Origin of the sequence: Kitasatospora fiedleri (genome assembly GCF_948472415.1) — a bacterium.
GTDB classification, from domain to species: Bacteria; Actinomycetota; Actinomycetes; order Streptomycetales; family Streptomycetaceae; genus Kitasatospora; species Kitasatospora fiedleri.
This window is the reverse complement of the sequence record NZ_OX419519.1, coordinates 6,813,102-6,836,415: the sequence shown is the minus strand read 5'-3', so window position 1 is coordinate 6,836,415 and position 23,314 is coordinate 6,813,102. Positions and strand designations below refer to the sequence as shown.

Here is a 23,314-nt window from a genome sequence, read left to right as displayed (position 1 = left end):
TTTCCTTGGGTACGGGCCCGTTTCCGGGCGTGAAGGGACGACGGGCCGGGCAGCTGCCGGCTGCCCGGCCCGACGCGAGGGAAGGTCAGGTCGTCGGGGTCGGCAGCTCGTCGATGCCGGCGAGCACGTTGACCTGGCCGGGGCTCAGAACGCCCTGGTAGGCCCAGACGTCGTCGAGCTGCCCGGAGAAGTACTCACCCCAGGCACCGTTGATGTGGTTGCGGCCGAACTGGAGTCCGCCGTTGGCCTCGTAAGGCTGCGGGGCCCCGGTCGAGGAGACGTAGGTAGTGCAGTCGGTGGTGCCGGTGGCACAGACCTGGTTCTGGGGTACCCCATTGACGTACAGCACGAGCCGGCTGGTGAAGGCGTCGTAGGTGACCGCGAGGTGGGTCCAGTTCTCCTGTCGCGCTTCCGGACTGTGGTTGACAATGGTGCGGACAAAACCGGTGGCGGCGTCGGTGGTGCGCAGCTCGGCCTGCCATTCGCCGAGGTCGGCGCCGTCAGCGTTCTTGCCGAGGTAGTGCCAGCGGACGGTGACAGGGCTGTTGTTGGGGCCGCTCAGTGAGAGCACCGTCATGTCCCGGGTGGGGACGGCACTGGCGGTGTTGGCCCAGCCTGCGAGTGTGAAGCTCTGGTTGGTGTGGACCGGGGCGGTGGCGGTGGCGGCGTAGTCGTCGGTGCCGTCCAGTTGGAGGAAGCCCGGCGCCGTCAGCATGCCCAGGTCGTTCGGCATGACGGCTGCGCCGGCGTCCAGGGTCGCGTTGCGGTGGGCCTGGCTCTCGTCGGGGGTGGTGCCGGAGGTGGCGGTGTTGAGCTTCCAGCGGCCGGCCAGCACCGGGTGCTGCTGGGCCATCGCGGTGGCTTCCGGGTTCGTGATGATCCGGTCGAAGACGCGGACGTCGTCGATGTCGCCGCCGAAGAACTCGGTGTTGGCGCCCTCGCGGTTGGCGGAGCCGATCTGCAGCGGGCCGGGGTTGGCCCACGGCGAGTTCTGCGTGTAGTCGGCCTCGCCGACCAGGTAGCCGTTGATGTACAGGCGGGTCTTCTTCGCGGTGGTGTCGTTGACGCCGATCAGGTGCGTCCACTCGCCGGTGGTGCCCGCGAAGCACGGCACGCCGTTGGTCACGGTGCCGGCGGTGCAGTCGTTCTGCCAGGTGCGCACCAGGGTGTCGGCGGCGGTGTCCTCCTTGTAGCGGCCGAAGATCCAGCGGCCCCAGTAGGGCGAGTAGTACAGGGCGAACTCGCTGTTGTGCTGGCCGATCTGGCTGATCGCGACCTTGGCGGTGCTGTCACCGGCAGCGGGCTTGGGCAGCTTCACCCAGGCCGACACCGAGAAGTCCCGGGTGGCGTCGACCTGGGGACGAGCGGTGCGCAGGTAGCCGGTGGAGCCGTCCGTGTGGATGGCCTGGCCGGACACACCGGACGTACCGGTCTGTACACCAGCGTTGACGGCCAGTGCGTCGGTCTCGCCCGCACCGGTCGTCGGGCTGGCGCCGTCGAAGCTCCAGACGGCCTTGGCGGGGGTGCCGGTGGTGAGTTGCTGGTCGGCGGCGACCTTGGCGGCCTCGGCGGCGCTCAGCGGGCGGTCCCACAGCTTGACCTCGTCGACCGTGCCGGGCCACGCGGCGGACCACTGGCCCTTCCAGCGGTCACGGCCGATCTGCACCGAACTGTGCCCGTCCCACAGCACCGAGGGGACGTTGGTGGAGCCGGCCTTGGCGCCGTTGACGTACAGCACGACGGTCTTCGCCGCCGAGTCGTACACACCGGTCAGGTGGGTCCACTGCCCGGTCGGGGCCGCAGTCGGCGCGCTCACCGAGAAGGTGGTGCTGTCGGAGTCGCCGGCGAGGCTCTGGACCTTGAAGGTCCAGCGGTTCTCGGTGCCGACCGTGTTCGCGCCGAGCGTGAACGCGTAGTAGTTCTGGCCGTTCTGGCTGACCGCGATGCGGCTGCTCGTGGCGCCGTCGAACTTCACCCAGGCGGACACGGAGTAGCTCTTGGAGGTGTCGAGCACCGCAGCTTCGGTCTGCGCGTAACCGTTCTGCGCGTCGCCGTTGAGAGCCAAGGCGTTGCCGAGGTGGCCGGGCGCGCCGGCGGTGGCCCCTGAGCCGAGGGTGACCGGAAGCTGTGTACCGGTGCCGTCCAGGTTGCCGTCCATGTTCCAGCCGGCTCGCTGCCCCTGACCGTTGAGGACCTTGAAGTAGTACGTCTGAGTCTGCGAGGCGGTACCGGCGGCGTTGACGGAGCGGGCGGTGAAGGTGTGGAGATCGGGGGTCAGGGGAAGGATCTTCACCGTCTGCGCAGCACCGTTGGTGGTGGCGACGTCGGTGAAGGCCGAACCATCGACGGCCCACTGGTACTTGGTGATGGTGGTGGTCGCGGCCTTCAGCGTGAAGGAACCGTAGCGGCCCATGCCGTCGGTCGGGGGGAGCGGGTCGGTGGCGTTGGTGGAACCCGGGTAGTTCGCCGAGGTGATGTCGGGCCCGGCGGGCAGGGAGGTGTCAACGCTGAAGTAGCAGGCGGTCGGATCGCCGTCCGAGGACCACGGCCCCCAGCTCGCGCCGTCCCAGGACCGGGCCTCCCAGTCGAGCTGCTTGCCCTGCGGCAGGTTGGCGGGCAGTTGGTAGGTGAACAACGAGCCCGATGCCTTGAAGTCGCCGGGTGTGTTGTTCTCGGCCCCGGTGGACCACCAGCGGCGGGCCAGGCCGGTACCGTCGTCCCAGGCTACGGCGAACTGCACGCCGATGGCGTCGCCGTCCGGATCGGTCGCCCGGTTGACGGTGACCTGCGGCATCTTGTTGACCCACACCGCCGGGTACTGGCAGGCGCCACCGGGCGACATCGTCATGTCGCTCATCGCGATCTGGTTCGGCCGCAGGTTGTAGTAGACCCGCAGGAACGCGTCGTCGGTGAACCGCTTCCAGGCCAGGGTGTCGCTCTCGTTCTGCGCCTTGAGGCCGAAGGTGATGGAGGACCAGCCCCAGTTCGCGGCGTCCTGCACCAGGTCCTTGACCGCACCGGAGGTACCGCCGAACTCCAGCCAGCCGCCCGGGCAGCTGCCGCTCCAGCCCTTGGCGGTGTTGATGTCCTGCAGGTGCCGGCTCCAGAACCCGGACGCGTTCTGGGAGTTCCAGTTCAGGCCCTTGGCGATGTAGCCGGTGTTCCACAGCTCCACCGTGCGCGCGTCGCACGAGTACGAGTGGCTCTCGTACGTGCCGAACTCCGCACTGAGGATCTGCTTGCCCACGAACGCGCTGCTCGGGACCTGGAAGAACGCACGCTTCACGTCCGTCGGCGCACACCGCGAGGTGTCGCCGCAGTAGCCCACGCCCCAGTCGTGCACGTAGGTGGAGGTATAGGTGAAGTGCCAGTACGCCTGGTTCGGGTACGCGCGCGAGACGCCCGCCCAGTCAGCCGCGTTCGGGGTGTTCCACGCCGGGTCGATCATCACCGGGTAGACCGTGGACGGGTCCTCCAGCATGGTCCGGTCCGGCGTCAGGACCATCGAGTCCTTGGGCAGATCCACCTTCAGCCGGGTCATCTTCGCGCCCTCACCCGGCACCGTGCCGGGCTCGGCCTCGGAAGCGGCCGGGGCGGCGGGGGCGGCCGCGGACTTCGACTTCGCGAGCGGAGCCTTCGCCGCGGCCGACGCACCGGCCGACGGGGACGCGGACGCCGGCGCGGCGTCGGCCGCCGTCGCGGAATCCCACATCACCGGCACCGGCGCCTGGAACACCGTACCGCCACCGGAGGAGTCCACCGCCTTCAGCGAACCGTCACCCTCCTGCTTCACCGTCAGGCCGTCAGCCTGCAACCCCAGCCGCAGCGAGGCGAGTTCGGGATTCTTGGCGGCCTCGGGGGTGTGCACCACCAGGACCTGGCTGAAGCCCGTCGCCGACGCGGTCAGCTTGAGGTCCACGTCCGGCAGGATCGAGCGGTACTCGGCCGTCTCCCCGTCCAGCACCGGCTTCGGCAGCGCCTTCGGCCAGGCGAGCTTCAACTCCTTGCCGGCCCGCGACATCCGCACCAGCGGCTGCCCGCTGCCGCCACCGGAGAACTCGATGTCCGCCGTCGCCGCCTTCGGCGCCACCGCACCGCTCGCCAGCACCGCCAGCGCCGGATCGACATCCACCCAGCCACCGGCCCGACGCACCCGCTTCGGCTGCACATACGTCGTCGACACCAACCGGCCGTCCGGCTGCGCCACGACATCCGAACTCTCGCGCCGCAGGGCATCGACCTCCACCGGCTTACCGGTCCGCTTCGCCTCCGCGACCGCCAGCGTCTCCGCCGTCTCCTGCGCCGGAACCGACACCGTCGGATTCACCGCCGGCGTGGCCTCCTCGGCCGCCACCGCGGGAGCCACTGCCGGTATACCGGCCGCCCCCGCCACCACCCCGGCGGAGAGCAGAACAGCGGTCAGACCGCGACCCCACCCTCTCCGCACGAATCTTCCACCCACGCTACATCCCCTGAGTGCGAGAAAACTACACATGTAGAACATGATCTTCACGGGGAGAGTTGGATCATGTCAACTAATTTCCGGAGGGCTGTAATTAAAAATCACGACATGCCAGAAAATGAGAGATGTATAGGGTAAAAAAGCACATAGCGCCCTTCTCTGGCCTCATATAGCACCACCTTGCAAGTACCACTCCATGTGAACCGCCCCGGGTTCGGCGAAGGCTAGATTTCATGTACGGATTCGAGTCATGGCACGGTCCTCCTCCTACCCGCCTGAGCTGCGCTGTCGTGCGGTGCGCATGGTCGCCGAGGTCCTCGGCGACTACCCGAACGAGTCAGCTGCGCTGCGAGCCGTCGCGCAGAAACTAGGTATCGGCTCGGCCGAGCCGCTGCGCCACTGGGGTCGACAGGACCAGGTCGACTTCGGGCAACGCCCGGGGACGACGATGGAGGAGTCCGCGCAGATCAAGGCGATGAAGAAGGAGATCGCTGAGCTGAAGCGCGCGAGCGAGATCCTCAAGGCCGCGGCGAGTTTCTTCGCGGCCGAGCTCGACCGGCCACATCTGAGCTCGTAGCGTTCATCGACGGGTACCGGGGCCGCTTCGACGGTGTCGAGCCGATCTGCCGAGTGCTCTCCGAGCACGGCTGCAGTAGCGACTCCTCCACCTACTACTCCTTCAACAACCGTGCCGATCCGCTCGTTCGGTCTGCGACGGGGAACTGAAGGATCTGATCACGACAACGTGCGAGGACAACTTCCGTATCTACGGCGCCCGCAAGTTCTGGCGCGAGCTGAACCGCCGCAGCCACATGGTGGTCCGCTGCACCATCGAGCGGCTGATGCGCGAGCTCGGCATCACCGGGGCCGTCTGCGGTAGGCACGTCGTCACCACGGTCACCGACCCGTCAGCAGTGGCCACGAAGGAGACCCATCTCGCTCGTCCTCGATACCCTGGAGATGCCTCTATAGCGGCGCGGCCGCAACGGATGTCCGCCCTGGTCGGGCGAGTTGACGCACCACGGCAACGCGAGCATCGGGTACACGTCATACCGGCTAGCCGAGCACCTCGGCACCACTGGCACCGCAGCATCCAAGCGCCCAGTTGAAGCGCTCGCCTGCCGGGCGCGGGAAGCCGCGGGCGGCGTCCAGGTCGTCGCGGGTGCGCAGCAGGTGGTCCCGCGCAGCGCGAAAGTCGGGGTGAGCGGCGGAATCCCGTCGAGCGGCCGTGTCCGGTGCCATCTGTCCGTCCCTGCGTCTCCCGGCCCCGGCCGCCGCCTCGTTGCCCGGCCGCGGGCATACCGGCACGCTGCCAGCTCCCGTGATCAACGGTCAAGAGCGGCATCACAGCCGACCTGGCCGGAATCGGGGTCGCAGCCGTGACCACCGCTCCCTTGTAGAAACAGAGACCCATGCCATCCAGTCTCGAACCGGGACACCGAACTTCTGCCCGAAGACAACGCAGGAGCCAGGCCCAGGAGACCCGACTCCCACCATTTTCCCAGGTCAGGGGCTACTTCCATACGGAATGATAGGGAGCCCGGAAGCGTGCATCTGTTCAAGAGCAGCGACTACCGGCTGTCGCCGTTCGAGCTGGAGAGCGTGCTGATCGAGCACCCGGCGGTGGCCGAGGCCGCAGTCGTCCCCTCCCCCGACCCGCTGCGGCTCTCGGTGCCCAAGGCGTACGTCATCCTGGCCCCCGGCCACGAACCCGACGCCGAGACCGCCCGCTCCATCCTCGCCTTCACCCGCAAGCGGCTCGCCCCCTACAAGCGCATCCGCCGCCTGGAGTTCGCCGACCTCCCCAAGACCATCTCCGGCAAGATCCGCCGCATCGAACTGCGCCACCTCGAAGAGACCCGACACACCGACGCCGAGCAACCCGCCGCCGCCCCGACCCGCGGCGAACGCGAGTTCTGGGAGGAGGACTTCCCCGGCCTCAAGGACGCCTGACCCGCAGGAGCGTCGCGTGGATGCCTCCCCCGTACGGGCGAAAAAAGGAGCGAGGCCACCAGCCTCTCGCCGGTCGACCGTCGCAAGAGCGGGAGCAAGCACCGCCTGACCGGCGACGGCGCCACCCGGACCCTCGGCCCAGTCGACGGCATCCCACCGGTCGCCGGCCGCGTCGGCCGCCCCCGCACGCGCCCCGACGCCCTGCTCGGCGACAAGGGCTGCGACAGCAACCCCGACCGCCGGGAACCGCGCCGATGCCGGATTCCGCCCGCCATCTCCCGCCGCGGCCAGCCCCACCGGTTCAAACGCCTCGCCGTCCGCGGGGAGAGACGCCTCGACCTCCACAACACCTTCGTCTCACTCGCCTGCGCACGCATCCACCGGCGACGCCTCGACCGACAGGCGCAGTGGTCGTGTGACGAGTTCTTCGCACACACGCCCGGCGACGAGAGTCCGCGCGAATAAAATTTGAGGTTCATCTGAGCTTCACGGTCGGCTCCGTAGAGATTTGTCCAATATTGGATCAAAAAGAAGCAAAATACCTTCTTGATTTTCTCGCTCTTGATGTGGCGTCAGGACCACCCGCGAGGGTATCTTCTTGGCCATCGACCACCAGGGTCACACGCAGGGCCGATTGGGCTGGTCCGGAATTTTCCGTGCAGCAACCCCGGGTCTGAAAATCCCGCATGGAGCAGAATTTCCCCAGAGGGATTTTCGAGAGGCCCGGCCCGCCCGACCAGCCGGAGGTCCCTGCAGCAATGCGGGTGGAAATGTCATTGCGTCCACCCTCGCCATCCTTTCCTTGAAATCGGGGGTTTCACATGTTGAAGAAGGTTTTTGCCAGGCTGGCGACCGTCCTCGCAGTTCCCGTGCTCGTCGTCGGGGTCACCAGCAGCCCCGCCTTCGCCACGGACCAGAACCTCTACCTCTACTCCGGCAACACCATCGTCGGCGGCCTGAAGTTCATCGACGACGGCGACGACTGGGAGCTCTGGGACTACTACGCGGACGGCCACGGCGTCCGGGCCTACATTCAGGTGCGCGCCACCGGGAACTGGTACGACTGGGACAACGGCTCCTGGTACAACGGCAAGGGCGCGGGGACGATGGTCAAGAAGACCGACGGGAACCTCTACTCGATAAACGACTACCGCGCCCAGGTGTGCACGGTTGACGGCGCCAATGACAAGACCCCGGTCCGGTGCTCCGCCTGGATGTACGTCAACGAGTAGATTTTACCGACGCGGCGGACGGGGTGAACAGAAAACCGGCCGTCCATTGATCAACCACCGGCGCATCCGGATCGCAGATCCGCGCCGCTCTCCAGCAATATGGAGAGACGGCCGGAAGCGCCAAAGATTCCACGACTCACACAGGGGGAATTCCGTGTCCAAGAATATGGTCGCCCGAGCGGCGGCTCTCCTCGCCGTTCCCGCCCTGATCCTCGGCATCAGCAGCCCGGCCTCGGCTACGGACCAGTCCGTCACTCTCAAGGTCGACGGCCACACCGTCGCCAGCCTGAAGTTCATCGACGACGGCGACGACTTCGAGCTCTGGGACCGCTATGCCGACGGCCACGGCGTACGGGCGTTCATCGAGGTCAACAACGGGACCTGGCAGGAGTGGGGCTCCTTCTACAACGGCAAGGGAGCCGACACGTACGTCAGGAAAACCGATGGCAACCTCTACTCCTGGAACAAGTACCGGGCACAGGTGTGCACCGTGGACGGCGCGGGGGACACGAGCCCGGTCCGCTGCTCGGCCTGGATGAGCATCAGCGAGTAGATCCCCGCGCGAGCGCCGGATCGGTCGAAGAGCGCCCGCTGCCCGTGGTGAGGCAGCGGGCGCGTCCCACCACGGCAAGCCGGTGCGCGTGTCGGGCCGCAGCGAACTGTCGCACCGGTCTCAGCCTGCTGACGCCCGCAAGATGTTGTCACGGGCTCCCAGGAGTTCGCCCTTGCGTTGGTCGGCACGGCGAACGTTCCGCCGACGCCGGTGCAGGCCACGTCGGCCAGGGCGGGGGCGTGCCTCTTCCGCCCGGCCCCGAAGGCGGATGAGGCGAGGGGGACGGGACTCGTGGTGCCAGCCGAGGAGTCCCGTCCCCGTGGTGTGCGCGGCGGCCGACCCTGGCTCCGCGCACACCTGTCCTTCGTGGGGCGGGGGCCGTCGGCTTGGTGCCGGTCATGGAGGTTCACCCGATCGGCCCAGTGGGGGGCGCGTCGGCCCTGGTCAGGGGCGGGTGGGCCCGGGACGGAGGGGGGCGGGGCCGCCGTCGGGGCGGAGGGGGGCGGGGTCGGGGCGGACGGGGCCGGGCGGTGCGGCCGGACGGGTGGTGGGGTTGGGCCGCGAGGGTGATCGGGGCACGCCGGAAGCCGGGTCGGGACGAACCGGGGGCGGCGGCGGAGGACAGTACGTGTCGGCCGACCCGCCGCACGACATCCCCACGGCCCGCATCCGGTACGAATGCGGACGACCGTTCCCGAACCGGAAATCGGAGACTCCTTGATGAGCCTTCTTCGTCGATCCACGGGTCGCAGCTCCGCTGCCCGAGGAGCCGCGGTCCTCACCGCGCTCTCCCTCGGCATGGCAGGCACCGCCCTGCTCGGCACCGGAGCCGGCACCTCCTCGGCGTCCAGCCACCGCGAGGCTCCGCTGATCGCCGCCGACCCGCAGGTCGACAACACCGACGTGTACGCCTTCACCAGCCCGGACAACCCGGACACGGTCACGCTGATCGCCAACTGGCTCCCGTTCCAGGAGCCCAACGGCGGCCCGAACTTCTACCCGTGGGCCGACGGCGCGCACTACGACATCAACATCGACTCGCAGGGCACCGGGCAGCCGGACGTCACCTACCGGTGGACCTTCCACACCGAGGACCTGCGCGGCACCGACACCTTCCTCTACAACAAGGGGCCGGTGAACAACCTCGGCGACGACACGCTGCGCTTCCGCCAGTACTACACGCTCCAGGAACTGCACCCGAACTGCGCCCCGGTGACGCTGGTCGAGCACGGCCAGGCGGCCCCGTCCGACACCGGCCGGGCCTCGATGCCCGACTACGGGCGGCTGCGGCAGCAGGCCACCGTCCAACTCCCGGGCGGCGGGCAGACGGTGGCCACCCAGGCCGCCGACCCGTTCTTCCTCGACCTGCGGGTCTTCGACCTGCTGTACGGCGGCGACCTCTCCGAGGTCGGCCAGAACACCCTGGCCGGGTACAACGTCAACTCCGTGGCGCTGCAGATCCCCAAGAGCCGCCTCGCCTACAAGGGCGACCCGACCCGCAACCCGGTCATCGGCGTCTGGTCGAGCACCGAGAAGCAGAGCATGAAGCTCAGCCCGGGCAAGTCCGACCCGGTCGGCCCGTACGTCCAGGTCTCGCGGCTGGGCAACCCGCTGGTCAACGAGGTGGTCGTCCCGGCCGGGCTCAAGGACGCCTTCAACGCGCTGCCCCCGTCCGAGGACCACAACCAGCCCGCCGTGGTGGCCAAGGTCCTCGACCCCGAGGTGCCCAAGCTCGTCCAGGCGATCTACGGCCTGCCCGCGCCCGCCGCGCCGCGCACCGACCTGCAGGAGATCTTCCTGACCGGCATCGCCAAGGCCGCGGACGGGCCGCTCGCCGTCGACCTCAACTCGCAGCTGATGAACCAGGACATCGACCCGAACCGGTTCGTCCCCGCCGAGGAGCTGCGGCTGAACCTGACCACCCCGGTGACGCCGAAGCCGGACCGCCTCGGCGTCCTGAACGGCGACTTCCAGGGCTTCCCCAACGGCCGCCGCCTCGGCGACGACGTCGTCGACATCGCCCTCCAGGTCGTCGAGGGCGCCACCCCGGGCAACTTCGTCCAGGCCCTGGCCGCCGGCGACAAGGTCAACGGGCCCGACCGGCCGTTCGCCGCCACCTTCCCGTACCTCGCCCTGCCGTACGACAAGGCCGTCAACCAGAAGTGACCACCTGCGCGGCGGCCCCGGACCGGGGCCGCCGCCGGCCACTCCACTGACCACACCGTCGACCACGCCGCCGATCGAGGACCGAACTCCCGTGCGCCGTCTCCCCCTTGTGCTCGCCACCGTCCTGGTGTGCGGCGGCCTCGCCGCGGCCGGCGGCCTGACCGACCCGCCGCGGTCGGCCACCGCCGCGCCCGCGCCCCGGGCCGCAGCCGCGCACCCGGCCGCGCCGCCGCCGGGCGGCGCGCTCGCCGCCGCGATCGGCGCCGACCAGCGGCACCTGCGCGCCCGCCCCGACGACGCCGCGGTCTGGGCCCGGCTCGGCGGCGAGTACGTCGAACAGGCCCGGCTGACCGCCGACGCCTCCTACTACCCGAAGGCCGACGAGGCACTGCACCGCTCGCTCGCCCTCGCCCCCACCGGCAACACCGACGCGCTCACCGGCCTCGGCGCCCTCGCCAACGCCCGCCACCTGTTCGCCGAGGCCGCCGACCACGCCCGACAGGCCCTGGACGGAGCCCCGCTGCACTGGCAGGCGTGGGCCGTCCTCACCGACGCCCGCACCCAGCTCGGCGACGACACCGGCGCCACCGAGGCCACCCAGCACCTGCTCGACCTGCACCCCGGCACCGCGTCCTTCACCCGCGCCGCCTACGACCTCGAACAGCACGGTCGGCCCGAGGACGCCGCCGACGCCCTGCGCCGCGCCCTCGACGGCGCCTACGACCCCGGCGACAAGGCGTTCTGCCTCCACCAGCTCGCCGAACTCGACCGCAGCGCCGGCCGCACCGACGCCGCCCTGGACGGCTACCGCCGCGCCCTGGCCGCCGACCCGACGTACACCGCCGCCCTCGCCGGACAGGCCCGCGCCGAAGCCGCCCTCGGCCGCACCGACGACGCGCTCGCCCACTACGCGCAGGCCGCCGCCGCGGTGCCGCTCCCCCAGTACCTGCTCGAACTCGGCGAACTCCACGAGTCCCTCGGCCACCCCGAACAGGCCGCCGAGCAGTACCGGCTGCTGCGCGCCGAAGCCGACCTCGCCGCCGCGGGCGGCGTCGTCGACGACCTGACGCTCGGCCAGTTCGAGGCCGACCACGGCGACCCGGCCACCGCCGTCCGACTGCTGCGCGCCGAATGGGACCGGCGCCACCACGTGCTGGTCGCCGACGCCCTCGCCTGGGCCCTGCACCGCACCGGCGCCGACCGCGAGGCGCTCGGCTACGCCGACCTCGCCCTCGCCCACGGCTGGCACAACGCCCTCTTCCACTACCACCGCGGCGAGATCGAACGCGCCCTCGGCCGCACCGACCAGGCCCGCACCGACCTCGCCGGGGCGCTGGCCACCGACCCGCGGTTCGACCCGCTCCAGGCGCCCCTGGCCCGCTCGGACCTGGCGGCGCTCACCCCCTGATCTCGTGCCGGGACGCACCCGAACGGGTGAACCACCGCCCCTCGGCCACGCCGCCGGCACGAGCACCCCGAATGACAGGTGCCGCCCCGTCCGGGACGGCACCCGACCGAAACCAAGGAGCAGACATGTCCCGTACCCGCACGTACTTCGCCGCCGTCGCGCTGGCCGCCACCGCGGTGCTCGGCACCGCCGGCGCGGCCTCGGCGTCCGCCGGCGCCGAGGGCGTGGCCGTCGGCTCGCCCGGCGTCCTCTCCGGCAACGTGATCCAGATCCCCGTGCACATCCCGGTCAACCTGTGCGGCAACAGCATCAGCCTGATCGGTGCGCTGAACCCGGCGTTCGGCAACTCCTGCGCCAACATCGGCTGACCCGGCCCCTGCCGGTAGGCCGATAGACCGGGAGACCGGAAGGCCGATCCGGGCCGGGAAACCGGCTCCGGGTCGGCGCCGCTCTCACTGACGGCCGCCGCCCCGTGTCCCTGCCCCGTGCCCGTGCCCCGTGTCCCCGACAGGACGGGGCGGGCCGGGGATCAGGGGGTGCCGGCGGCGAGGTCGGAGATCCGGCCGACCAACAGGTGGTACGACTCCTGGGCCGGGATGACCTCGCTGAGCTTGGCGCCGCCGGTGAGCGCGCCGGTGTTCCGGGTGCAGTGGGTGGCGGCGGTCTCCATCTGGTCGAGGGCCTGCTGCCAGTAGGTCTGGGCGGTTGCGTCGGGGATGGCCCGGTGGTCCCGGGCCCTCTTGATGTCGTCGAGGACCTGTTGGCAGTGCTCGGTGCTGTCGGCCGAGGTGGCGTCGGCGTTGAGCAGGACCGTGAGGTCCTCGCCGATCACCCGGATCTGTTCCTGGCCGCCGTCCTTCGACCAACTCGGCATCGTGTCTCCCCCGTCGGAGGAGCAGGCCGCCAGGGCGGTGGCCAGCAGGACGGCGGGGAGCAGGGCGAACGCCCCGCGGCGGAGCGAACGCTGGTGCTGCTGTAGGGGCATGGACACGTCCTTCGTCCGGGATGGTGGTGGCCGGGCTGTCGAGCTGTCGAGGTATTGAGGTGTCGAGGTGTCGAGGTGAAGCCTGCCAGGGTGCTCTGACATCCCGTCAGGACGGTGCCCGTCGGGAGCATGCCCGTCGGTGACGCGCCGGTCGGGGGCGGTCGGCAAGTGGCGGGGTCTTCCGGCGTGGCGCGTTGGGGCGGTCACGTCGGGCCGCGATGCTGGGCAGGACGGCCTGGCGGTTGCTGCTTCCAAGGGGGATGGACGGACATGGCGACTCGGGTGACCGGCCGGGCGGCGACCGCGACGGTCGACGGCGGCGGGGTGGTGACGGGCTGGTCGGCGGCGGCCGAGCGGCTGACCGGGTTCGGGGCGGGGCAGGCGCTCGGGCGGAGCGCGGTGGGGCTGTTGGCGGGTGGGGTGCCGGTCGCCCTGCTGCGGGCGGCGGTTCGGCACGAGCCGTTCACCGGGATGGTGCGGTTGTGCCGGGCCGAGGACGAGCCGGTGGCGGTCGAGCTGGGGGTGGTGCCGGTGCGGACGGCGCGCGGAGAGCCGACCTGGGTGGTGTCGGCCCAGGCGTTGCAGCCGTTGACCCCGGGGGCCGCCGCGCGGCCGGCGGCGGTGCCCTCGGTGCTGTCCGGGTCCTCCGAGGAGCGGGCCCGGCACCGTCTGGCGCTGCTCGGGGAGGCCGGTCTGCGGATCGGCTCGACCCTCGAAGTGGACCGCACCGCGCAGGAGTTGGCGGAGGTGGCGACGGGTTCCTTCGCCGATTTCGTGGCGGTCGACCTGCTCGATTCGGTGTTCGGCGGCGGCCCGCCGTCGAGCGCGGGGCTGGTGTTCTACCGGGTGGCGCAGCAGTCGGTGCTGCCGGGCTGTCCGGAGTCCACGGTCGTGTCCGGTGCCGGGGACGTGATCGCCCCGGACTCCCCGATGGCCCGGGTGCTCGCCTCGGGCCGGCCCGTCTCCGTCGACTACCGCGATCCGGAGCTCCGGTCCTGGATCGCCCAGGAGCCCGAACGGGAGCGGCTGGCCGAGGAGTTCGGCATCCACTCCGGACTGATCGCGCCGCTGACCGCCCGCGGGGTGACGCTGGGCGTGGCGATCTTCCTGCGGCACCGCTCGCCGGAGCCGTTCGACGAGGACGACCTGCTGCTGGCCACCGAGCTGACGTCGCGCGCCGCGCTCTCCGTCGACAACGCCCGCCAGTACACCCAACAGCGCGACACCGCACTGGCGTTGCAGCGTTCCCTGCTGCCCAGCCGGACGCCCCGGCAGGCCGCGGTCGAGGTCGCCTTCCGGTACCTCCCGGCGGGCGGGCGGGAGGGCGTCGGCGGCGACTGGTTCGACGTGATCCCGCTGTCCGGCGCCCGGGTGGCCCTGGTGGTGGGCGACGTGGTCGGCCACGGCGTGCCCGCCTCCGCCGCGATGGGGCGGCTGCGGACGGCGGTGCGCACCCTGGCCGACATCGACATGCCGCCGGACGAACTCCTCACCCACCTGGATGACTTGGTGCTCCGGGTGGACCTGGACGAGCAGCCGGAGGGCGGCACCGCCTGGGCGGGCGGCAGCGTCGGCGCGAGCTGCCTGTACGCGGTGTACGACCCGGTGGCCCGGTCCTGTTCGCTGGCCCGGGCCGGGCATCCCGGGCCGGCCTTGGTCGGCCCGGACAACACCGTGACCTTCCCCGAGCTGCCGCCGGGGCCGCCGCTCGGCCTGGGTGGACTCCCGTTCGAGGCAGTCGAGTTGGAGGTTCCGGAAGGGAGCGTACTGGCGCTGTACACCGACGGCCTGCTGCGCGCCTCCGAACTGCACGGCGATCCCGGACTCGGCCTCGACCGGCTCGGCTCGGCCCTCACCGCCCGGGCCGACTCGCTGGAGGACCTGTGCGACCAGGTGCTGTCCACCACGCTCGGCCCGAACGCCCCGACCGACGACGTCGCCCTGCTGCTGGCCCGCACCCAGGCCCTGCACACCCAGGACGTGGCCGACTGGCCGCTGCGCCGCGACCCGTCCGAGGTGGCCCGGGCCCGCAAGGTGGCGGCCGCGAAGCTCACCGAGTGGGGGCTCGAAGAGGCGTCCTTCGTCACCGAGTTGGTGGTCAGCGAGCTGATCACCAACGCCGTCCGCTACGGCCTGCCCCGATCGGGCTGCGGCTGATCCGGGACGGCTCCATGCTGCTCTGCGAGGTCTCCGACGGCAGCAGCACCGCACCGCACCTGCGCCGGGCCCACAACGACGACGAGGGCGGACGCGGCCTGCTGCTGGTGGCGCAGCTGTGCCGCAACTGGGGCACCCGGCACACTCCGCGCGGCAAGACCATCTGGGCGGAGCAGGAAATCTGACGGGTCGTCAGTGGTGTGGCGTCGGTGCGGTGCCGTCAGTTCAGTGCGGTCGGTCCAGCGCCGCGCGCAGGGCCTCGCGCAGCCGTCCGCCGCTGTGCTCCAGCAGTTCGGCCGCGCGGGCCGGGTCCACGTCGGCGAGCAGCAGCAGGACGGCGTCCTTGACCCGTCCGCCGGTGGCGGCCAACGCGGCGTCCACGGCAGCGGGTTCGGCCCGGTGGCGAGGGCGGTGATCCGGCGGCTGCGGGCGCGCAGCTTGTCGTTGCCCGCGCGGAGGTCGACCATCAGGTCGCCGTAGGTCTTGCCGAGCCGGACCATGGTGAGGGTCGAGACCATGTTGAGCACCAGCTTCTGCGCGGTCCCGGCCTTCAACCGGGTGGAACCGGCCAGCAGTTCGGGACCGGTGACCACCTCGATCCGGTGCTCGGCGGCGGCTCCGAGCGCGGAGCCCCGGTTGCCCGCCAGCGCGACGGTGAGCGCCCCGCGGGCCCGGGCGTGCTCGACGGCGGCCAGCGCGTACGGGGTGCGGCCGGAGGCGGAGACGCCGACCACGGTGTCGGCCGGGGTCAGGCCCAGTGCGTCCAGGTCCGCGAGGGCGGCGGCCCGGTCGTCCTCGGCGTCCTCGACGGCGGCGGTGATCGCGCCGGGGCCGCCCGCGATCAGCCCGACCACCTGGCCGGGCGCGGTGCCGAACGTCGGCGGGCACTCGCTGGCGTCCAGCACCCCCAGCCGCCCGGCCGTCCCCGCCCCGGCGTACACCAGCCGTCCGCCGCGCCGCATCCGCGCCACGATCGCGTCCACCGCCGCCGCGATCGCGTCCAGCTCCTCCGCCACCGCGGCCGGCACCGTCCGGTCCTCGGCGTTCATCACCCGAGCGAGCTCCGCCGTCGTCAGCAGGTCGATCCCGGCACCCCCGTCCCGCCGCCCCTCGGTCACCAGCCCGTCCAGCGGCGGCGAGCCGTCCCCGCGCTCCGGCGCAGACGGGACGGCGGGGACGGCGGGGACGGCGGGACCGGACGGCGGGTGCGGGGTGTGCGGGGTGTGCGGGGTGTGCGGGGTATTCGGGATGTCTGCCACGGCGCCCACCCTATGGGCTGGCCGGTTCTTGGTCTTCGGGCGTCTCGGGCGCGGGTCGTTGCCCGGTGGTCGCCCGCCTCACGCGGCCTGGAGGAGGTGGTGGAGGTGGGCGACGCCGCGCACGGCGTGGTGGACGCCGTTGCCTTCGAGGTGGCGGTCGCGGAGGATCTTCCAGGTCTTCGGGCCGGTCGAGGGCGGTGATGCGGGGGTCGCCGGTCCGACTCTCGCAACAGACCGTCCCCGCGGTGAAGTCCAGCTCAAGTGCGGTGCGTCCCGTGAGCGGCTCCCACCCCTCCCGGGCGGCGAGCACGGTGTCGCCGAGGTGGCGGGCGCAGGGGGTTTCATCGGCGTCGAGCTGGACGTCGATCCGACCCCGGCCGCCCGGGTCGTGGCCCTCGTGGGCCCCGGCCCGGTCAACCAGCAGGCACCGGTGCGTTCCGCTCATCACACGGGTGGAGACACCGTGGTCGTCGACCAGCCACAGCTCAACCTGCGTGACGTCTCTCCGGCCCTCGTACACGTGCCAGGCTGCCTTTGCGGGACGGCCCTCAGGGCGTCTTCCAAGATGATCAGTCGGGCAGAGACCGTGTCGGACGCGATGCGTCGTCATGCGCCGAAGCCCCGCCACCGGGCCGGACCGCCGTGGGGGCGGGACCCGGGTCCGGTGGCGGGGCCGCCGCGTCGGCGGGTCAGCCGCAGTGGCTCCAGGGGCTCTCGTACGCGCTCTGGTCGAAGTCGCTGAACCAGCCGCCCCACTTGACGCACTTGCCCGCGGCGTAGGCGTAGACCGGGCCGGCGTAGGACCCGTAGTAGCCGGTGTCGGTCTTCTGGGTGCCGCCCTGGACCGTGAGGTCGGCCGACATGTGCACCGGGTCGCCCCCGTTCCCACGGATGGTGACCACGCAGTTGTAGCCGTTGGAGCTGTTGTAGGTCAGGTAGACCCACACGGTGCGGTTGATGAGCTGTTCGGAGTCGACGACCTTATAGCCGGGGCCGCAGACCTCCGTCGGCGAGGCGGTGAGAGCCGAGGCCTGGGGCGCGGTCATCACGGTGGCGGCTCCGGCCATCGCGAGGGCACCGAGGACGGAGACGATCTTCTTGCGCACGGACATACCTCTCTTGCGCCGAACGCCCAGCGGTTCGGCACGGTTGGAAATGCGGATCTGTCGGGCTCCGGTCGGCCCGTCGGGGCGGGCCGTGGGGCTCAGCAGCCCCGGGTCCCGCTCGACACGGAGTACTCGTGGCCGGCCCAGTTGACGTAGCCGTAGGCGTAGACGCAGTAGTTCGCCGTGCCGGTCACGCCGACCGGTCCGGCGTTGTACGCGTACGACCCCTTGTCGACGCGCGACGAGACGTCGACGGTGCAGCCTCCGCCCGTACCGGACTTCTGGAGGCACCGGTAGATCTCGACGCTGGTCGTCGCCGCGACGCCGTAGGACGCTCCACGGTGGTAGAAGCAGGCGCTGTTGGTGCCGCCGTTGCTGCTGTTGTAGTAGATGACCAACTCGCCGATGGCACTGCCGTCGTGCGAGACGGTCTGGTCGTACGTGACGGTGCCGGAGCAGGAGGTGGCGGCCTGCGCGGCGGAGGACGCGAACAGGCTGACGCCGGCGAGCAGCGCCACACTGGCGACCACGGCGAGGACTCGGCGGAGGACGTGCATGCGGAACCCTGTCTGAGGTGGATCGTTGATGATCGATCGAACGCCGACCATGCTGGCGCAGCCGCGTAACGCCGCCGTATCGCGCGGAACCCCCGCGCCGCCGGCCGGGGTTCCGGGGATCGCCGCGGACGGTCCTTCCTGGCACCGGTCGTTCCAGGACCCGCGCCGGGTTCCCGATCATCAGGGTTTTCCCGGGGCGGTCTCCGGGTTCTCCCGGGTGGGCGGGCCGGGTCCGTTCTGCCAGGCTCGCGGCATGGGTACGCGGGGGACGGGTCGGCTCCGGCCGACGGCTCGGGACAGCTGGGGGAGAGCGCAACGGGCTTGGCGCGCTTCGCGGTCGGTCCGGTGCTCGGGATCGCGGGCGCGGTCGTGGCGGTGCAGGCGGCGCTGGCCGGACGGTACGGGTTCCACCGGGACGAGTTGTACTTCCTGGCGGCGGGGCGGCACTTGGCCTGGGGGTACGTCGACCAGCCGCCGCTGACACCGCTGTTGGCCCGGCTGTCCACGGCGGTGTTCGGTGACGGCCCGGCCGGGCTGCGGATGGTCGCGGTGCTGCTGTGCGCGGCGACGATCGTGCTGACGGCCTTCGCCGCAAGGGAGTTGGGGGCGCGCCGGGCCGGGCAGGTGTTGGCGGCGGCGGGGGCGGCGGTCTCCGCGATGGTGCTGGCCCTCGGGCACGTGCTGAGCACGGCGAGCTTCGACCTGTTCGTCTGGACGCTGCTCGGCGTCCTGGTGCTACGCCTGCTGCGCACCGGGGAGCGCCGCTGGTGGTTGGCGATCGGCGCGGCGGCCGGAGTCGCCCTGCTGAACAAGGACCTGGTGCTGCTGTTCGCGCTCGTCCTGCTGCCCGCCATCGCCTGCTGCGGCCCCGGTGGCGGCACTGCTCCCGGCCCGCGGGCGGTGCTGCGCGGCTGGTGGCTGCCGGCGGGGGCGCTGCTGGCGCTGCTGGTGGCGGCGCCGAACCTGTCCTGGCAGGCGGTGCACGGCTGGCCGCAGCTCACCGTCGCCTCGGGGATCAGCGGCCAGGACGGGCTGACCAGCCGGTTGACCTTCGTCCCGATGCAGCTGGTCTACCTCTCCCCCGTGCTGGTCCCGATCTGGCTGGCCGGGTTCCGCCGCCTGCGCGAGGACCGGCGGGTGCGCTGGGCCAGGCCGTGGGGGTACGCGTACCTGGCGCTGTGCGGGCTGGTGCTGGCCCTCGGCGGCAAGCCGTACTACGCGCTGCCGCCGCTGCTGCTGGTGCTGGCGGCCGGGTGCGGTCCGTTCGCGGAGCGGCTGTGGGGACGCCCGCCCGAGGAGGGCGGGGACGGGACCGGAGGCGGGACGCGGCGCGACCGGGTCCGGACGGTGGGGCTGCTGCTGGTGGCCGCGCTGCTCAACTCGCTGATCACGCTGCCGGTGCTGCCCGCCGACCGGCTGTCGGCCGTCTCCTGGCTCTACCCGGAGTCGGCCGAGCAGGTGGGCTGGCCCGAGCTGACGGCGGCGGTCGCCGCAGGGTGGGCGCGGGTCCCGCCGGAGCAGCGCGGGCGGGCGGTGGTGTTCGCCGCCGACTACGGCGAGGCGGGGGCGCTGGTGCGCTACGGGGGCGGCTACGGCCTGCCCGCCGTGTACTCGGGCCACATGTCCTTCTACGACTGGGGCCCGCCGCCGGACTCGGCGACCGGCCCCGTGCTGGTGGTCCACCCGGCGCCGTACCCGGAGGTCGAGCGGGCCTTCACCGGGTGCCGGCGGGTCGCCGAGGTGGACAACGGCCGGGGTGTGGCGAACGAGGAGCAGCACGCGCCGGTGCTGCTCTGTGCGGGGACGGTCGCCCCGTGGTCGCGGCTGTGGCCCCGGTTGCGGCACTTCTACTGACGTTCGGCCCCGTCGGGCAGCGTGCGCAGTTCGGTGTCGGTGATCCCGCCGGGGCACTCGCGGGCGCGTCCCCAGCCGGCCAGGTCGGCTCCGGCGCGGTAGGCGGAGTCGAGGAACTGCCGGGCGGTGGTCCACGGGTCGTCGGCGGTGCGCACCTCGTCGTACATCAGCAGGGCGAGGTGGCCGCCCCGGTTCGGGGCCCAGCGGGCGGCGGCGGGGTGCAGCGGGCGGGCGTCCAGGCCGGCGGGTTCGAGGGCGGTGTAGGAGTAGAAGGCGGGGGCGGGCACGTCGGCGTCGCCGAACCAGAAGCCGGCGCTGATCACCTCGCGGGAGTACGCCTCGCGGGTGACGCTGTCGGCGGCGGGCTGGGCGATCTCGCGGTCGGAGAAGCGGGTGACGGCGAGGTCGAAGGTGTGCCAGAAGTGGTGGACGGGGCTGGTCTTGCCCGCGTACCCGGCGGCGTACTCCTCCAGCAGCAGGGCGACCTGGCTGAGGACGTGCCAGTAGGTGGTGACGGCGGCCGGGTCGTAGCTGCGGTGCTCGTGGTCGTCGGCGAACGGGCGGTGCGCGTCGGGCAGGTCGTAGGGGTAGGGGTGGTCGGGGAGCACGTCGATGTCGAGGTGGACGAGGGCGCGCAGGGTGTCGCGGTAGAAGTCGGCGACGGAGCGGCCGGTCAGCGGGAAGGAGTCCTCGGCGCCGTCGAGGGTGCGGACGTACAGGCGGTGGTCGGTGAAGTCGAAGTCGATGGTGAAGGCGTCGCCGCCCCGGGTGGGGCCGGTGGGGCGGGTGGTGATGCCGCGTCCGGTCAGGTGGAAGGGGACGTTCCACCAGTGGTTGCGGCGGGGGCTGCCGGCCAGGCGGATCTTGCCGATGACCTGGGTGAAGCGGTGCAGTGTCTCCTTGGTGTCCCGCCAGGACTCCAGGGGCAGGGGCGGGAACAGCTCCATGGTGCGCTCCGGCGTGAGGGGGGATCGGGGGCCGCTGACCATCCTCACCGCAGGGGGCGGGCCTCCCGTCCGACGCGCCCGGGCGGGCGGCACGGAGTCGGCCCTCCCGCCGGGTGGCGGGAGGGCCGACGGGGCCGGGGTGCCGTCAGGAAGCGGCGGTGTTGGGCTGGGGATGGGTGACGAGGTGGGCACCGGCCGCGAGGACGCCGCCCACCAGCGGGGCGACGATGAACAGCCACAGCTGGGACAGCGCCGGACCGCCCGCGAACAGGGCCGGGCCCAGGCTCCGGGCCGGGTTGACGGAGGTGCCGGTCAGCGGGATGCCGATCAGGTGGATCGTCGCCAGGGCGATGCCGATCGGCAGCCCGTCGAAGCCGGTGACCGCGAGCCGGTGGGTGACCGCGAGGACCACGAAGACCAGCAGGAACGTCAGCAGGACCTCGGCCAGGAACGCACCTCCACCGCTGATGCCGACCTCGGAGCGCGAGCCCCAGCCGTTGCTGCCCATCTTCCCGTGCGTCTGCACCCCCGGCACGGTCTTGGCCAGCCAGAAGACCAGCGCGGCACCCGCGATGCCGCCCGCGAACTGCGCCACCCAGTACGCGGCGGCCGTGCGGACGTCGATCCGCCGGGCCAGCAGGAACCCGAGGGTGACCGCCGGGTTGACGTGGCAACCCGAGATCGGGCCCAGCGCGTAGGCCAGGGCCAGCAGGGTGAAGCCGAATGCCAGCGCCACGCCCAGGTCGCCGATGCTCTTCGCGGCCAGGACCGCGGCGCCGACCGCGAAGAGCACCAACAGCAGCGTGCCCAGGAACTCACAGATGACTGCCCGCCTACTCATGTCTCACCTCCTGCGGCCGCACCTTCGGACAGGTGCGGGATCTCCGTCCATGGTCGGCGCGTCGCCGGGCGGACGCATCCGTAGCGCCCCGCACGGAACCGGCCGGTCCGCAACCCGGCGGGCGGGCACCGTGAAGCCCGAGCCACGTGGGACCGGCGCGGCCTCCGGGCGGCTCGCGGACGACCGTCGCCCGGGCGGGTTCAGCCGGGGCGACCCGGGCGGGCCTCACACCGCGAGGTGCCGCTCCGGATCGGCGTCGGTACCGGCGTGGGGTGCGGTGTCGACGCCGTGCTGTTCGTCGTCGGGGCGGCCCTTGCGGGGCAGGAGGAAGGTGATGGCCAGGAACGCCGCCAGCAGGACGGCCTGGACGATCAGGGCGCGGTGGAATCCGCCGACGAAGTCGCCGGTCCTGGCCGGGGCGAAGAAGACCGAGCCGAAGACCGCGACGCCGATGGAGCCGCCGAGGGCCTGGACGGCGGACAGGACGCCGGAGGCGGAGCCGATCTCGTCGTCGTCGACCGCGGCGAGGATGAAGCTGAACAGGGCGGCGATCACCATGCCCGCTCCGATGCCCGCCAGGGCCACGCCGGGGGTGATGTCCCGGATCGAGAACGAGTCCGGGGTGAGGCGGTCCAGTTCGAACCAGAGCACGGCCGCACCGGCCAGCTGGACCAGCGGGCCGAGCTGGAGCACCTTGCGGCCGATCCGGTCGGCGAGGAACGCGCCGCTGACGGCTCCGCCGATGGCCGTGCCGACGGCGAGCGGCAGGTTGCCGAGCCCCGCCTCCCCGGCGGTGAAGTGCCGGCCGAGCTGGAGGAACAGGGTCAGGACGAGCTGGGCGCCGACCAGTCCGCCGAAGAACAGGGCGATGCCGCCGAGTCCGACGGTGAAGGCGGGCTTGCGGAGCAGGCCGGGGGTGACCAGCGGCTCGCGGCCCGCGGCGGCGGTGCGCCGCTGCTGGACGGCGAACAGGGCGAACCCGGCCACCGAGGCGGCCGTGCACAGCCAGGTCCACAGCGGCCGGCCGTCCTCCTGTCCCTGGTTCAGCGGGAGCACCAGCAGCGCGCAGGAGGCCGCGACCAGGGCGGCGCCGGTCACGTCGACCCGGACGGTGCGGTCGCCGGGTTTCCTGGGCACGAACCTGGCGGCGATGACCAGGGCCGCGACGCCGACGGGCAGGTTGATCAGGAAGACCGAGCGCCAGCCCAGGCCGAAGAAGTCGCCCTCGACGAGGAAGCCGCCGAGCACGGGGCCGATGATGCCGCCCAGGCCGAGGACGGGGCCGAAGACCGCGAAGACCTTGGTGAGTTCGGGCCCGGAGAAGTTCTCCCGCAGCAGGCCGAGGCCCTGGGGCAGGAGCATCGCCCCGGCGGTGCCCTGGAGCAGTCGGAAGACGATCAGCGTCTCGATGGTGGGCGCGAGGGCGCACAGCAGCGAGGTGGCGGTGAACGCGGCCAGGCCGATCAGGAACATCCGGCGGCGGCCGTGGCGGTCGCCGAGCCGGCCGCCGAGCACCAGCCCGGCGCCCAGGGTGAGGGCGTAGCCGCCGATCACCCACTGGAGGCCGGCGGAGGTGGCGCCGAGGGCGTCCTCCAGGGCCGGTCCGGCGACGTTGACGATCGAGGCGTCCAGGAGGTCCATGATCTCGGCGACGAGCATCGCGACCAGGATCAGCCACCGCCACCGGTAGGGCTCGGCGGCCTGGCCGCCGCTCTGGCGGGTGGTCGGGGACGGGTCGCGCATGCCAGATACCTCCATGGTGAAGTAATTACACCATGAAGGTAAATTGGTGGCGGTAGGTTGTCAAAGCGGGCCGCGCGGCTGGACGCCCGGC

At 71.8% G+C, this 23,314-nt stretch carries 15 protein-coding genes and 3 pseudogenes; 10 read left to right on the top strand and 8 right to left on the bottom strand.

Annotated elements, in window-relative coordinates:
* Positions 1–85 precede the first annotated feature (85 nt).
* A complete protein-coding gene (locus QMQ26_RS30915; protein ID WP_282203528.1) occupies positions 86–4,132 on the bottom strand; it encodes a LamG-like jellyroll fold domain-containing protein in 4,047 nt (1,348 codons plus the stop codon).
* A 580-nt stretch (positions 4,133–4,712) separates the two neighbouring features.
* On the opposite strand from QMQ26_RS30915, the gene QMQ26_RS30910 reads away from it, so the two are divergent.
* The 8 genes and pseudogenes from QMQ26_RS30910 (at position 4,713) to QMQ26_RS30880 (ending at position 12,142) form a co-directional block, all read left to right on the top strand.
* Positions 4,713–5,039, top strand: coding sequence for a transposase (locus QMQ26_RS30910; protein WP_282203527.1), 327 nt, complete (start codon positions 4,713–4,715; stop codon positions 5,037–5,039).
* 145 nt (positions 5,040–5,184) lie between these two features.
* Positions 5,185–5,571, top strand: coding sequence for an IS3 family transposase (locus tag QMQ26_RS38470; RefSeq protein WP_404814227.1), 387 nt, complete (start codon positions 5,185–5,187; stop codon positions 5,569–5,571).
* Positions 5,572–6,016: 445 nt separating this feature from the next.
* A pseudogene (locus tag QMQ26_RS30905) lies at positions 6,017–6,415 on the top strand (AMP-binding enzyme); the annotation flags it as partial.
* An 869-nt stretch (positions 6,416–7,284) separates the two neighbouring features.
* Positions 7,285–7,647 (top strand): hypothetical protein, encoded by a 363-nt coding sequence (locus QMQ26_RS30900; RefSeq protein WP_100839369.1) that lies wholly within the window; start codon positions 7,285–7,287, stop codon positions 7,645–7,647.
* 154 nt (positions 7,648–7,801) lie between these two features.
* A complete protein-coding gene (locus tag QMQ26_RS30895) occupies positions 7,802–8,200 on the top strand; it encodes a hypothetical protein (protein ID WP_159073268.1) in 399 nt (132 codons plus the stop codon).
* A 798-nt stretch (positions 8,201–8,998) separates the two neighbouring features.
* Positions 8,999–10,366 carry a DUF4331 domain-containing protein gene (locus QMQ26_RS30890; RefSeq protein ID WP_282203526.1) on the top strand — a complete coding sequence of 456 codons (1,368 nt, stop codon included), beginning with the start codon at positions 8,999–9,001 and terminating at the stop codon, positions 10,364–10,366.
* A gap of 91 nt (positions 10,367–10,457) precedes the next feature.
* Positions 10,458–11,774, top strand: a complete 1,317-nt coding sequence (locus QMQ26_RS30885; RefSeq protein ID WP_282203525.1) for a tetratricopeptide repeat protein — start codon at positions 10,458–10,460, stop codon at positions 11,772–11,774.
* 125 nt (positions 11,775–11,899) lie between these two features.
* The gene (locus tag QMQ26_RS30880) at positions 11,900–12,142 is read left to right on the top strand and encodes a chaplin (RefSeq protein ID WP_199847186.1); all 243 of its coding nucleotides are present in this window, start codon (positions 11,900–11,902) and stop codon (positions 12,140–12,142) included.
* Between the two features lie 161 nt (positions 12,143–12,303).
* On the opposite strand, the gene QMQ26_RS30875 is transcribed toward QMQ26_RS30880, so the two are convergent.
* Positions 12,304–12,759 (bottom strand): hypothetical protein, encoded by a 456-nt coding sequence (locus tag QMQ26_RS30875; RefSeq protein WP_282203524.1) that lies wholly within the window; start codon positions 12,757–12,759, stop codon positions 12,304–12,306.
* A 270-nt stretch (positions 12,760–13,029) separates the two neighbouring features.
* Here QMQ26_RS30875 and QMQ26_RS30870 point away from each other — a divergent pair.
* Positions 13,030–15,101: pseudogene (locus QMQ26_RS30870) on the top strand (SpoIIE family protein phosphatase).
* 40 nt (positions 15,102–15,141) lie between these two features.
* Here the strand turns inward: QMQ26_RS30870 and murQ are convergent.
* The 3 genes and pseudogenes from murQ to QMQ26_RS30850 all read right to left on the bottom strand — a co-directional run bounded on the left by murQ (position 15,142) and on the right by QMQ26_RS30850 (position 17,838).
* A pseudogene (gene murQ / locus QMQ26_RS30865) lies at positions 15,142–16,046 on the bottom strand (N-acetylmuramic acid 6-phosphate etherase).
* Between the two features lie 818 nt (positions 16,047–16,864).
* Positions 16,865–17,281, bottom strand: a complete 417-nt coding sequence (locus QMQ26_RS30855; protein WP_100839377.1) for a hypothetical protein — start codon at positions 17,279–17,281, stop codon at positions 16,865–16,867.
* Between the two features lie 98 nt (positions 17,282–17,379).
* Positions 17,380–17,838 (bottom strand): hypothetical protein, encoded by a 459-nt coding sequence (locus tag QMQ26_RS30850; protein ID WP_282203523.1) that lies wholly within the window; start codon positions 17,836–17,838, stop codon positions 17,380–17,382.
* A gap of 321 nt (positions 17,839–18,159) precedes the next feature.
* Here QMQ26_RS30850 and QMQ26_RS30845 point away from each other — a divergent pair, with 321 nt between their 5' ends.
* Positions 18,160–19,692 carry an ArnT family glycosyltransferase gene (locus tag QMQ26_RS30845; protein WP_282203522.1) on the top strand — a complete coding sequence of 511 codons (1,533 nt, stop codon included), beginning with the start codon at positions 18,160–18,162 and terminating at the stop codon, positions 19,690–19,692.
* Here QMQ26_RS30845 and QMQ26_RS30840 read toward each other — a convergent pair.
* The 3 genes from QMQ26_RS30840 to QMQ26_RS30830 all read right to left on the bottom strand — a co-directional run bounded on the left by QMQ26_RS30840 (position 19,686) and on the right by QMQ26_RS30830 (position 23,223).
* Positions 19,686–20,639: a DUF5996 family protein gene (locus tag QMQ26_RS30840; protein WP_282203521.1), complete on the bottom strand. Its 954-nt coding sequence runs from the start codon at positions 20,637–20,639 to the stop codon at positions 19,686–19,688. The genes QMQ26_RS30845 and QMQ26_RS30840 overlap by 7 nt on opposite strands.
* Before the next feature lie 145 nt (positions 20,640–20,784).
* Positions 20,785–21,480, bottom strand: a complete 696-nt coding sequence (locus QMQ26_RS30835) for an MIP family channel protein (RefSeq protein WP_282203520.1) — start codon at positions 21,478–21,480, stop codon at positions 20,785–20,787.
* A 225-nt stretch (positions 21,481–21,705) separates the two neighbouring features.
* Positions 21,706–23,223 (bottom strand): MFS transporter, encoded by a 1,518-nt coding sequence (locus QMQ26_RS30830; RefSeq protein ID WP_282203519.1) that lies wholly within the window; start codon positions 23,221–23,223, stop codon positions 21,706–21,708.
* Positions 23,224–23,314: the final 91 nt, after the last annotated feature.

Coding starts and splice junctions, on each gene's coding strand:
- QMQ26_RS30910 (WP_282203527.1), top strand. CDS start 4,713: ATGGCACGGTCCTCCTCCTACCCGCCTGAGCTGCGCTGTCGTGCGGTG.
- QMQ26_RS30890 (WP_282203526.1), top strand. CDS start 8,999: ATGGCAGGCACCGCCCTGCTCGGCACCGGAGCCGGCACCTCCTCGGCG.
- QMQ26_RS30880 (WP_199847186.1), top strand. CDS start 11,900: ATGTCCCGTACCCGCACGTACTTCGCCGCCGTCGCGCTGGCCGCCACC.
- QMQ26_RS30875 (WP_282203524.1), bottom strand. CDS start 12,759: ATGCCCCTACAGCAGCACCAGCGTTCGCTCCGCCGCGGGGCGTTCGCC.
- QMQ26_RS30850 (WP_282203523.1), bottom strand. CDS start 17,838: ATGCACGTCCTCCGCCGAGTCCTCGCCGTGGTCGCCAGTGTGGCGCTG.
- QMQ26_RS30840 (WP_282203521.1), bottom strand. CDS start 20,639: ATGGAGCTGTTCCCGCCCCTGCCCCTGGAGTCCTGGCGGGACACCAAG.
- QMQ26_RS30835 (WP_282203520.1), bottom strand. CDS start 21,480: ATGAGTAGGCGGGCAGTCATCTGTGAGTTCCTGGGCACGCTGCTGTTG.
- QMQ26_RS30830 (WP_282203519.1), bottom strand. CDS start 23,223: ATGCGCGACCCGTCCCCGACCACCCGCCAGAGCGGCGGCCAGGCCGCC.